Source organism: Plantibacter sp. RU18 (assembly GCF_050613355.1).
Classification (GTDB): Bacteria; Actinomycetota; Actinomycetes; order Actinomycetales; family Microbacteriaceae; genus Plantibacter.
Genome location: NZ_CP159618.1, coordinates 3,454,478 through 3,465,895, shown reverse-complemented (window position 1 = coordinate 3,465,895; position 11,418 = coordinate 3,454,478). Strand labels below are relative to the sequence as shown.

At 69.7% G+C, this 11,418-nt stretch carries 9 protein-coding genes; 1 reads left to right on the top strand and 8 read right to left on the bottom strand.

Annotated features, from left to right (window positions below):
* The first annotated feature begins 57 nt into the window (after positions 1–57).
* A complete protein-coding gene (locus ABMA10_RS16650; protein WP_431030700.1) occupies positions 58–1,797 on the top strand; it encodes a cation:proton antiporter in 1,740 nt (579 codons plus the stop codon).
* 144 nt (positions 1,798–1,941) lie between these two features.
* Here the strand turns inward: ABMA10_RS16650 and ABMA10_RS16645 are convergent, their stop codons facing one another.
* The 8 genes from ABMA10_RS16645 to ABMA10_RS16610 form a co-directional block, all read right to left on the bottom strand.
* Positions 1,942–2,181: a hypothetical protein gene (locus ABMA10_RS16645; protein WP_347867954.1), complete on the bottom strand. Its 240-nt coding sequence runs from the start codon at positions 2,179–2,181 to the stop codon at positions 1,942–1,944.
* A 120-nt stretch (positions 2,182–2,301) separates the two neighbouring features.
* Positions 2,302–3,285: an SDR family NAD(P)-dependent oxidoreductase gene (locus tag ABMA10_RS16640; protein WP_347867953.1), complete on the bottom strand. Its 984-nt coding sequence runs from the start codon at positions 3,283–3,285 to the stop codon at positions 2,302–2,304.
* 106 nt (positions 3,286–3,391) lie between these two features.
* Positions 3,392–4,159 carry a polyprenol monophosphomannose synthase gene (locus ABMA10_RS16635; RefSeq protein ID WP_347867952.1) on the bottom strand — a complete coding sequence of 256 codons (768 nt, stop codon included), beginning with the start codon at positions 4,157–4,159 and terminating at the stop codon, positions 3,392–3,394.
* Between the two features lie 112 nt (positions 4,160–4,271).
* A complete protein-coding gene (locus ABMA10_RS16630; protein WP_347867951.1) occupies positions 4,272–4,940 on the bottom strand; it encodes a class F sortase in 669 nt (222 codons plus the stop codon).
* Positions 4,937–6,115: a glycosyl hydrolase family 8 gene (locus ABMA10_RS16625; protein WP_347867950.1), complete on the bottom strand. Its 1,179-nt coding sequence runs from the start codon at positions 6,113–6,115 to the stop codon at positions 4,937–4,939. Before ABMA10_RS16625 ends, ABMA10_RS16630 begins: the two co-directional genes overlap by 4 nt.
* A gap of 2 nt (positions 6,116–6,117) precedes the next feature.
* Complete coding sequence (locus ABMA10_RS16620) at positions 6,118–6,966, bottom strand: DUF4397 domain-containing protein (RefSeq protein WP_347867949.1); 849 nt, start codon at positions 6,964–6,966, stop codon at positions 6,118–6,120.
* Positions 6,967–7,061: 95 nt separating this feature from the next.
* Positions 7,062–10,535 (bottom strand): glycosyltransferase, encoded by a 3,474-nt coding sequence (locus ABMA10_RS16615; protein ID WP_431030699.1) that lies wholly within the window; start codon positions 10,533–10,535, stop codon positions 7,062–7,064.
* The gene (locus ABMA10_RS16610) at positions 10,535–11,185 is read right to left on the bottom strand and encodes a GtrA family protein (RefSeq protein ID WP_347867947.1); all 651 of its coding nucleotides are present in this window, start codon (positions 11,183–11,185) and stop codon (positions 10,535–10,537) included. The genes ABMA10_RS16615 and ABMA10_RS16610 overlap by 1 nt, the downstream gene beginning before the upstream one ends.
* Positions 11,186–11,418: the final 233 nt, after the last annotated feature.

The window sequence follows — 11,418 nt, the reverse complement described above, 5'->3', positions numbered from 1 at the left end:
GTCATCCCGACAGCAGCGGGGCGCGCTGAACGAGGGCCAGCCGATACCCTCGGGGGTATGGAGCTCGGGGTGTATGCGGTCGTCGGCATTGCCGTCATCGTGGCTGTCGCGGCCTTCTCCCGCAAGCTCGGCGTCGCGGCGCCGATCATCCTCGTCATCGTCGGCGTCGGACTCTCGTATCTGCCGGGTGTGCCGGAGATCGAGGTCGAACCGGAGCTCGTGCTCGACGTGGTGCTCCCGCCGATCCTCTACGCGGCGGCGATCAGCGTGCCCATCATGGACTTCCGACGGAACCTCGCCACGATCACCAGCCTGTCGGTCGTGCTCGTCATCGTCACCGCGTTCGGCGCCGGGTTCCTCCTCTACTCCCTGCTGCCCGACCTCAACCTCGCTGCGGCGATCGCCCTCGGCGCGATCATCAGTCCGCCGGACGCGGTCGCCGCCACCTCGATCGGCCGACGCCTGGGGCTGCCCCCGCGGCTGCTGACGGTGCTCGAGGGCGAGGGGCTCGTCAACGACGCGACGGCGCTCGTGCTCCTGCGATCGGCCAGCGCGGCGGCAGCCGGTGGGCTCCTCACCCCGTGGGCGACGATCGGCGACTTCCTGTATGCGGTGGTGCTCGCCATCGTCATCGGTTTCGTCGCCGGCTACGTCACGGTGTGGCTGCGATCGAAACTGAACGACTCCGTGCTCGACACCGCCATCTCCATCGCCGTGCCGTTCGTGGCGTTCATGCCCACGGAGGCGCTCGGAGGCTCCGGAGTGCTCGCGGTCGTCATCGCCGGCCTCTACACCGGCCACGCGAGCTCGGTCTCCTTCTCAGCTCAGGCACGCATCAGCGACCGCATCAACTGGCGCACCATCCAGTTCCTGCTGGAGAATGCGGTGTTCCTGCTCATCGGTCTCGAGATCCGGACGCTCATCGGTGCGGTCGACGCTGAGATCCTCTCGGTCGAGGCGTCGATCGGCATCGGCCTCGTCGCAACCGTCGCGCTCATCCTGCTGCGCTTTCTCTGGGTCGGTCCGCTCGTGCTCGGTCTGCGCGCGCGCGAACGGGTGGCGGAGCGGCAGACCCTCCAACGCTGGCTCTCGATGGGGTACTCGGAACGGTTCCCCCGCGAGAGTCGCTGGTGGCACAAGCGACGGCGGCGCACCGAACGCGCCTACGAGCGGCAACGGACGGACCTCGAACAGCTCCGGCAGGAGCAGATCGACTGGCGTGGCGGAGTCATCCTGAGCTGGTCGGGTATGCGTGGAGTGGTCACGCTCGCCGCTGCGCAATCGCTGCCGCAGGCCACCCCGTACCGTGAGCAGCTCGTGCTGATCGCATTCACCGTCGCCGTCGTCACCCTGGTCGTGCAGGGCGGTACCTTGCCGTGGCTCATCCGGCTGCTGAAGGTCGAGGGGATCGACGAGTCCGAGGATCGGCGGCAGCTCGCCACCCTGCTCGACGAGATCAGCTACGCCGGGATCGTGGTGCTCGACGACCCGGCGTCGGCGGTGGGCATCGAGGAGGAGATCGACCCTGACCTGCTCGAGCGGGTCAGACAGTCGACGTACCTTCGCGCGGAGGCCGCTTGGGAGCGGTCGCGCGAGTCGGTCTCGCCGAGCGAGACCCATGCGGAGACCCCGCATCGGCTGTACCGGCAGCTGCGGCTCGCGGTGGTGCAGGCTGAGCGTGAGCGCCTCCTCGACGCCCGTGCCAGGGGCGCCTACCCCTCGCGGATCCTCGCCGAGGCGCAGACGATGCTCGACATCGAGGAGACGCGTCTGCGCCCGCCGAAGGCCGAGCACTGACGCGTCACCCCCAACCCGTTCGTCCGTCCGTTCATTCGATCGATCGATCGTTCGACCTCTCTCAGGAGCGGCTCGGCGTGTCGCCGCTGTCCCACGAGCAACGAGCGCGACACGCCGGCCGTCTCCTGAGTTGGGGAGAATGGATCAGTCGTGGGGGCCTGGGTTGGTGATGTTCGCGATCCGTTCGGCCTCGCGCTCGGCTGCGGCGTCCCGCTCAGCCTCGGAACCCGGGTTGGTGATGTCGGCCTCGCCGCTCGCTGCCGGGTCGTCGCCGCCAGAGTGCGGTCCGGGGTTCGTCGTCGTGGCCACGGCCTCCGCTCCGGCGTCATCCGCCGGCTCGTCGTGCGGCCCAGGGTTGTTGATGTCGGCGTTCTGGTCGCTCATGTCGTGCTCCTTCCGAGGACCGCCGCGGGCGGCCTCTGCGTTCGCGCATCGTCGCGCTGATCCGCTCTCACGCTAGGTGCGGGGGAGCGCTCGATGCAAGGGGTGGTGTTGCCGGGCGGTTCAGTCGCGCGAGGCGAAGGCATCGACGCCGGTGAGCTCTGCGGAGAGCGCCCAGAGGCGCGCGGCCTGCTCCGGATCGGTCGCGTGGTCGGCGACTCCCGAGGCAGGTGACACGGCCTCGGACGCGGGGCCGGCGATGTCGCAGTCCTCGCAGAACACCCCGCCGAGCCCCTCGAGCGCGGGAGACGTCGCCGCCCAGACCTCGGTCGCCGCGCCCTGCTCTGTCGACTTAAACCCGGAGACGAGCAGCTTGCCGTCGGCGTCGACCCAGCCGAGTGCCATCATCTCCTCGAGCGGAAGGTGCCGCTGCAGCGGGGTGAGGATGCCGCCGGGGTGGACGGAGAACGCTCGGACGCCCTGGTCGCGTCCGAGGGCGTCGAGCTGAACCGCGAACAGGGCGTTCGCAGTCTTCGCTTGCCCGTAGGCCTCCCACTTGTCATAGCCATGCTCGAACTGCACATCGTCGAAGCGGATGCCGGAGCGCTTGTGCCCACTGGAGGAGAGGGCGACCACGCGGGAGGAGCCGCCCTTCACGATCGCGGGCCACAGTCGGTTCACGAGGGCGAAGTGCCCGAGGTGGTTCGTCGCGAACTGCAACTCCCAACCAGGCCCGACGCGGGTCTCCGGTGCAGCCATGACGCCGGCGTTGGTGATGATGAGGTCGATCCGGCGGCCGGAGGCGAGGAACCGGTCGGCGAACGCTTCGACACTCGCGAGGTCCGCGAGATCGAGCTCGTCGACCTCGACGCCCGCGATGTCGCCCAACTCCTCACGGGCGGTCTCGGGGCGGCGGGCCGGGACGATGACCGTGGCTCCGGCATCGCTCAGCGCCCGGACCGCCTCTCGGCCGATGCCGGAGTAGCCGCCCGTGACGACCGCGAGTCTGCCGTTCAGATCGATGCCCGCGAGCACCTCCGCGGCGGTACTCGAGTGGCCGAAGCCGGAACCGATGGGATGCTGGGGGGTGCGCGTTGGAGTCGTCATGTGCTCACGCTACGCCTCCTGAGTGGAGGGGAACCCCCGTCTCGCCGCGAACCCCTCGGCGGCACGGCATGCAGGCGTTCGGGTCACACCCACCCCGACACGATCGTCACCGAGTGGAGAGCACACGGACCGAGGGGAGCGGGTGACCGTGCAGCAGCGCGCGGGCCTCCTGCAGTCGGCGACGGATGCCCCACATGGTGACCTTCTTGAGCGACTCGGAGACGATGTTGCCGCTCATCTTCGATTCACCGGACACCCGCTCCGTGAAGACGATCGGCGTCTCGACGACCCGGAGGCCCCGCTGCAGTGCGCGCCACAGCAGGTCCACCTGGAAGCAGTAGCCCTGGGAGGCGACGTCCTCGAGGTCGATGCGCCGCAGGGCGTCCGCTCGGAACGCGCGGAAACCGCCGGTCGCATTGGAGACCGCGATGCCGAGTGCGACGCGCGTGTACAGGTTGCCGCCGCGGCTGAGTGCGAGGCGGTGTGCCGGCCAGTTCTCGACGACACCACCGGGAACCCAGCGGGACCCGAGGGCGAGGTCGTGCTCGTCGAGCAGGCCGATGAGCCGTGGCAGGTCCTCCGGGTGGTGGGACCCGTCTGCATCCATCTCCACGATGACGTCGTAGTGGCGAGCGAGTGCCCACGCGAAGCCGGCGAGGTAGGCCCCACCAAGTCCGTCCTTCACGGCGCGGTGGAACACGTTGACCTCGCGGTGCCGATCGGCGAGTCGGTCGGCGAGGACACCGGTACCGTCGGGGGAGGAGTCGTCGACGATGAGGATGTCGACACCGGGGTTCGCCAGCGTGCGGTCCACGATCGCTTGCAGGTTGTCGAGTTCGTTGTAGGTCGGGATGACGACGAGTGAGCGGTTCACGAGGGTACCTTTCGGGTCGGTCGATGTGGTTCGGAGCGGAGCGGCCCCTCGACAGGCTCGGGGAGCGGAGCGGGCTCGGGGAGCGGAGCGGGCTCCGGGAGTGGGGCGGTGGTTACGGGGTCGTGCTGACGAGCGACGCGAAGACGATGTAGTTGTTCGCATAGGTGTCCGCAGCGTCGTCGAACGGGCCGTTGCAGGTGATCAACCGGAGTTGGGCGTCCGGTGTGGGGCCGTACACCTGCTGGGTCGGGAAGGTCTTCTTCTCGACGTCGATGGCGTTGTCGACAGCGAACGTCGAGCTCGACCCGTCGGACAGCGTGACCGTGATCTGGTCGCCCGCGACGAGCTGCTTGAGGTGCACGAACACGGCTTCGCGGAGCGTCGTGTCGAGATGACCGGCGATGACGGCCGGCCCGACCTGCCCGGGCATGACGCCGGCGCGGTACCACCCGGCGTCCTCCCACTCGGCCGGAGGCAGCAGGACACCCGAGTCGTCCCGTTCGAGTGGTTCGACCGCCGCGTCGACCCCGATCGACGGGATCTGGACGCGGCTGACGCTCAGGGCGCTGACATCGGCGGCCGGAGCCTGAGCAGCAGGGTCCTGTTTCGCTCCGGCTGCCCCGCGGTCCGTCGCCTCCGCGGACGAGAGGGGGCCGTCGGCGGCGTTCGGCGATGACGGCGTCTGCCCCGAGTGCACCGTGGCGCATCCAGAGAGCGCGAGTGTGGCGATGAGGGCGCCGGCAGCGGCGAGTGTTCCGAGTGTGCGGCGGCCGCGGATCACGAGGTCGCTCCCTCGGCGAGGGGCGCGCAACCGTCGAGGTCGTTCGTCGTCAGCATCAGCGGCGCGAGAGCCGCCCACGCAGCGCCGAAGTAGGTCGGCACCTCCTGCGCGAGTTCATCGGCTGCGCGGAGATCGTCGGCCGACTCCGGCAGGTTGCCGACCGCTGCGCGCGCGGCCGCTCGAGCCTGCAGCGCGAGCGGGTGCTCGTCGGACGTGAGCGGCGAGCCGCCGAGGTCCGACTCAGCGCGGAGTTCGGTCGAGCGTGCCAGCGTACTGACCAGGCGCGCTGCCAGAGCGACGTCCGTGGCGTCGCAGGACTCGGCATAGCGGAGCGGCAGTCGGGCGGCGTCGTAGCCGTAGCGGACGCTCTGGCCGGTTCCGGCAGCCCCCGGCATCGCGTCGACACTGCCGTCGGCGTGCACCTGCGCCCAGTCGGGCGGGAGCGGGCTCTCATCGAGCAACGCCGTGGTGACCGCAGCCGATCCGGCCTGCAGTTCCGCCCATCGCGGATCGCCGGTGGCGGCGCCGAGCACCGAGAACGCGACGGGGGAGGCGTAGGACGGGTTGTACGCGTATGGTTCGGTCGCGGCGGCCCAGACGCCTGGCAGCAGGATGCGGCCGACAGCGGTCTTGGCGGTCATCCGGTCTGCGATGACACCGGCCAAGGTGACGCCGGCCGCCGTGAAGCGTGGCTCGTCGAAGCGGGTGCCGGCGATGACGAGCGCGCGGGCGGCATCGAGGTCGCCGTCGCTCGCGGGTTCGTCGTCGACGACCTCGCCGTCAGCCCAGCGCCAGGCGAGGAGACCGTCGGGGCGCTGCAGGTTCTCTTCGGTCCAGTCCCAGATCTCGGTGAACGCCTGCTGGTCGCCGACACCGGCCGCGACGAGCAAGCCGTACGCCTGCCCCTCGCTTACGGTGTCGTCGCCCTGGTCGCGGCGCACGACCCGGCCGTCGTCGACCCAGTCGGCGAGGAAGGCGTCGGCGGCCTCGGTGGTGGTGCGCTCGGCAGCGGACGGGCGGGTCGCGCCGTCCGTGTCCGAGGATCCGACCGAGGGGTCGCCGGGGCCTGCGGTGAGGTTCGCGGGGAACCCCGTGGCCATCGAGGCGATCACAGCGGTCGCGGCGACTGCGGCGACCGCGGTCGCGGCGATGCCGATCGTCTTCTTGGCGGTCATGATCAGCGAGCCGCCGTCCCGATCTCGCGCACGAGCTGGACGAGCTTCGCGTCGAGGCCGTCGAACGTGCTCTGCAAGGACGACCCCTCCTTCGCGAGTCCGCCGCCGCCGGTCTCGACGGGACCCTCGGGGGTGTCACCGGCAGCGGAACTGTCGAGGACGGGCATGAGGGTCACGCCGCCGGAGGCGTTGTCGAGCACGAAGAGTGTGCTGACGGTGCCGGGGGCGAGGTTCACGGACGCCTCGGCCGCCTGCTTGCCACCCGTCAGCTCGAGGTCCCAGGGACCCGCGGGGACACTCGCGTAACCCGTGGCGGTGCCGGTCGTCGCGCCCTTCGCGATGGGCATGCCCGTCGAGGTGCTGACGTCGACGCTCTTCACCTCGGTGGACGCCTGGATGAGTCGGATGCGCGCTGCACCCTCGGCAGGCCCGGTGAGGTCGTCCTCGAACACCTTCGTCTGCAGGTCCTTGTTGGGGCCGTAGGCTGCGACGGTCGCGGCCTCACCGGCGGTGATGGTCACGTTGGTGCTGATGACGGGCTTCGTGCTCTCGGGCGAGCCGGCGGGGACCATCGACACCACGTAGGTGCCTGCGGCGAGGTCGGTGTACGGGGACACCTGGCCGTAGGCGACGTCGTCGAGTTCGAAGACGGTCGCGCCGCCGGCGAGGGCGGAGAGCTTCACGTCGACGGTCTTGGTGTCGGCGGAGAGGTGGCCGACGCGGATCCAGCCGGCGCCGGACGCCTCTGTGGTGGCGGCGCTCGCCGCAGTGGTGCCGAAGCCGATGAGCGCTGCCGTCGCGACGGCGGCGAGCCCTGTGAGGGCGATTCGCCTCGTAGTGGTGGTTCGCATGATGGAACTCCTGTTCGTCGGGTGGATCTGGATGACCCGGTCGGGCCGGTGGTCGATGGAACGGGTGGTCGTTCTGCCGGTCGGTGGTGGGATGGTCAGCGGAGGACGTCCGGTTCGATGGCCGAGTAGACGACGCGGACGCCGTCGCTCGTCTGCTCGACGCGCTCCGGGGCGTAGTCGCCCTGGAGCGACCGGACGGATTCGGCGAGCTTGCGGTCGCCGTCATCGCTTCCCGTGCGGAGCACCATGGTGCGGCGGACGTCGCCGGTCTCGCCGTCCAGCACGGGAGTGCTCTCGAGCCGCACCGGAGTGGTTGCGAGCACCTGACCGAGTGCGAGCAGTGCGCGTGCGTCCAACTGGCCGTCGGTGACGGTCTGCGCGGCCTCCGCCGACACGCTCAGCGAGGGGTTCAGGAGCAGCTGGGCGCCGACCGCGGCACGGTTCGCCGCGCGTCCAGCCTCCTGCTCGGCTGCCGCATCGAGCCCTGCCGCCTGGATGCGTCGGACCTCGACGGCCTGTGTGCCGGAACCGAAGGTGGCGACCAGCTCGGAGTTGTCGATCGCGCCGGTCACCTCCGGGAAGGTCGTCGGGAAGGTCCGCATCGAGTCGGTCGTGACGATGTAGTCGGCGTCGCGCCAGCCGTTCGGAGACTGGGCCTGCACGGCGGAATCGGTGTCCATCTTGTAGTACCAGATGATGTTGTCGCGATCGAAGCCGCTGTCCACGAGGTCGACCCACATGGCGTCGTCGACGATCACCCGCGACTCCTGCGGCACGTTCGCCTGGACCCACTGCTGGGCCTGCCGGACGGGCTTGTCGAGATCGGCGAGGAGGAAGCCGCGCAGCTGGGTCGCCGTGTTCGGGACCGTGATGACGACGGCGGCAAGCGCTGCGGCGATCCACGCGGCTCCGATCATCCGGCCGGCACCGACGGATCGACCTGCGCCGGACTTCCGGCGGAGGCGGCGCACGGCGACGCTCGTCACACCGGCGATGAGGATCGTCATGAACGGCAGCAGCATGATGATGTATGGGACGGGCAGGTACCCGCCCGGACGGAGCATGAACAAGCCGAGGAAGACGGTCATCGCCGCGATGATGCGCAGTCGCTTGATGAAGAGCGCTGTGACGGCTGCGACCGCTCCGGCCACGAGTACGACGGCGTCGAGCTGCCACCACATGCTGAGCGTCTTCGCGGACAGACTCTCCGGGTCGAACAGCGAACCACTCGTGACCCGGGAACCGAGCTGGAAGAACACGCCGCCGAGCAGACTCACCCGGTCGGGGCCTGGGACCAGCTCGCCCTTGATGGCTGCGAACAGCACGTAGGCGAACCCGACGACGACGACGATGGTCGCGGCGACCGGCAGCGTGTAGCGCCGGGTCTCCTTCCGGGCGGCACGCCACATGGTCCACGCGAGGAACGGCAGCGCGAGGAGGAAGGTCTCCTTGCTGAGCACGGCGATCGCGAAGGCCGCGGCGGAGCCGGCGAACCCCACGAGCTGGTGCTTGCGCGAGGTGGCGAGGACGAAGGCGCCGAGGAGCCACGGCACGGCGACGTTGTCGAGGTAGACCGTGCGGTGGAACTGGACGGCGAGCGGGGAGATCGCGAACACGAGGGCGGCGACGGCCGCCATCGCCCGGCTGAGGTGCAGGCGTCGGGCGAGGACCCACACGAGCACGACCGAGATCAGGGTCGCCACGAGCATCGCCTCACGGGCGGCGATCACGGCGATGTCGTAACGGTCGAACGCGCCGGTGAGACCGGTGTACGCCGCGATCTGCAGCCAGCCGAGCGGCGGGTGGTCGTACCAGTACGTGTAGTGGGCGAGTTCGCCGAGCTTCAGCACGCTCCAGGCCTGGGCCGTGTACGTGCCCTCGTCGTCGATGCGCTGCGGTGAGCCGCCCATGTTCATCGCCTGCACGACCGCGGCGATGGCGAGGACCGGGAGCAGGAAGGCGAGGGTGCGGCCGTGGCGCGCGATCCAGCGGCTGAACGCTCCCGGTCCGCGCTGCGGCGGCGGGCCGGAGGCGATCCAGTCGAGACGGTCGGTCGAGAGGTGCAGCTCCGGCGTCCGCTCGGGCGTTGCGGTGGGCAGGGTGACCGCGACGGGCGGCGCCTCGGTGGCCTCGGCGACATCGTCGCTCCGGTGCGCGCCGGTGTGCTCGGTCTTCTCCCAGGAGTGGTCGCCCTTCCACTCGCGGAAGACGGAGCGGACAGCGGCCAGGCCGAGGAAGATCTGGTACGGGAAGGTGCCGAGGATGAGGCGGGCGTAGTCGCGGAAGCGGACCTTCTGGCCGTACAGTCGTCCGAACTCGCCGAGTCCCGATGCTTCGACCGCGAGTGTCACGATCGTCGGTGCGAGTGGGATGAAGGTGAGGAGGGCGATCGGCGCCGGCGCCTTCGCGAAGAGCACGAGGAGTACGGAGACGGGGATGAGGAGTCCGGTCGCCGCCTGCAGGAACGGCATCGACAGCAGGTACCGGGCGAACATGCGCTGTCGGAAAGTCGGCAGCTTGCGCCACTCGCCCTTCTTCAGCACCTGCAGGAAACCCTGGTTCCAGCGTGTGCGCTGCTTGTAGAGCGACTTCAGCGTGCCGGGGGTCTCCTCTCGGGTGACCACCTCCGGGCTGTAAGCCACGACCACGGTCGCGCCGGCGCTCGAGAGCCGGACACCCAGCTCGCAGTCTTCGGCGAGGCAGCCGTCGTCCCAGCCCTCCGACCAGTCGAGCCAGGTCTTCTTCACGAACACCGTGTTGCCGCCGAGGGGGATGAAACGCGAGTTCGCGTGGAAGTGGAGGCGCGAACGGAACCAGAAGTAGTATTCGAGCACGTTCCGGAGCGACCACCAGCTGGTCTGGAAATTCATCAGCTGCACGCCGCCCTGAACGACGTCGGCGCCACTCTCGGTGAAGCGCGAGTCCACGAGCGTCAGCAGGCGCGGATGCACCTCGTCCTCGGCGTCGAACACCCCGACGACGTCGCCGCGAGCGATCTGCAACGCCCGGTTGAGGGCCTTCGGCTTGTTCTTCGGAACGCTGTCGTCCACGACGACCCTGATGAGGTCCGGGTGGCGCGCGGCGGCTTCTCGCACGACGCGCTCGGTGCCGGGATCGTCATGGCCGACGATCGCGATGATCTCGAAGTCGGGGTGGTCCTGCTGGGCGAGGCGGTCGAGGGTCTGACCCATCACCTCCTCCTCATGACGTCCGGGGACGAGCAGGGTGAAGGAGTGCTTCGCGGGCAGCGGTACGGCGGCGAACCCGGTGTTCTTCAGGTGGCCGGTGGACCGCCAGGCGTGGAGCATCCAGTAGAGGGTGGTCACGGCGATGATCGTGAGTGCGGCGGCGAAGAGCAGCATCGTGCCGTAGCCGAGCCATTCTCCGAACCCCCAGCTGCCGGGGTCGGCGAGAGTGGTCGGGTCGACCGTCGTCCCGCGGTTCGGGAGCTGATCGACGGGAGCCGACGGCTGCGGGGTGAGCAGCGGCGCCGGCTCGTCCGCCGCGGCGAACGGCCGGCCGAGCGCGCTGACTGCGCTGGATGCGAGTGGGGCGAGTGCGGGTGACATCAGGACAGGCCTCCGGTGGTGGACAGAACGTGGGCTGGTGCGTTGGATGCCGAAGCGGCGGGTGCTGGCGCAGCTGCGACGGGAGCAGTGCTCGCGGTGTGCGGCCGCGTCTCCGGCTGCGGTGCTGTCTCGTCCGCCGGAGCCCGGAACACGAGGTACCGGTAGGCGAGGAACCGGAACACCATGCCGAGCACGAGGCCGACGCCGTTGCCCGCGATGTTGTCGGCGAGCGGCGAGGTGTAGCCGAGGACGTAGTGCGACACGAACAGGCAGGCTGTGGCGATGCCGAGCCCTCCCACGTTCATGAGGGCGAAGAGGGCGCCCTCCTTCCAGAGGGCACGTCCGCGCTGCGTGCGGAAAGTCAGCGCACGGTTGCCGAGCCAGGCGACGATCGTCGCGACGGCGACGGAGATCACCTTCGCGCCGATCGGCTTGTCGTCGAGCAGCGTCAGTCGGAGCAGGTTGTAGACGCCGACGTCGACGATGAACGCGGTGCCGCCGACCAGGCCGAAGGCGGCGAGCTGCGAGACGAGCTTCGGGACTCGTCGCGGCTGGCGGGCAGACCGACGGAGCGCCTCGACCGCGGCGGATCGCTCACGGACGGGGTACTCGGTCGACTGCACGACGGAAGGTTCGGGCTTCACGGTCATGCAGCCGGTTCGGGGGCGTTCCGAGATCGGTTTGGACGGATGCCAGGTCGCCCAGGTCCTTGCCAGCTTCACGAAATACGCCCGAAACTCCTTGATTTTCCGCCATTCTCCATCTATTCGCGAGGCGGTGGGGGGCAACAGCGAAGCGTCGTGGGACACGGTGTCGACGGTGGTCCCGCGTCACCGCGGCGTCGATCCCGTCGCCTACGATGGGGGCAACGCCCGGGTGTGCC